Here is a 285-nt window from a genome sequence, read left to right on the forward strand (position 1 = left end):
GCATGGCTGCTTTCAGTGCTATTATTATTCTTTGTCAATTTTGTCAGTTCAAAATAATGGGTGGCAAATAATGTCAGGCAGCCAATTTCGACCAAGCGATTGATGCAAGCGTGGGCGATTGCGAGCCCGTCAGTCGTTGCCGTACCGCGTCCGACTTCATCCATCAGCACGAGCGACTTATTGGTTGCTTGATTGAGAATATTAGCGGTCTCAATCATCTCAACCATAAAGGTTGATTTGCCACCTGCCAAGTCATCAGCCGAGCCAATACGGGTAAAGATACGG

At 47.0% G+C, this 285-nt stretch carries 1 protein-coding gene; it reads right to left on the reverse strand.

The genetic code is table 11. The features are described from left to right. A partial coding sequence (locus tag AAEY88_RS12955; protein WP_350563039.1) for a MutS-related protein occupies positions 1 to 285 on the reverse strand: 285 nt, incomplete at both ends.

The sequence above is a fragment of the Psychrobacter sp. CAL346-MNA-CIBAN-0220 genome (assembly GCF_040309805.1).
Lineage (GTDB): Bacteria > Pseudomonadota > Gammaproteobacteria > Pseudomonadales > Moraxellaceae > Psychrobacter.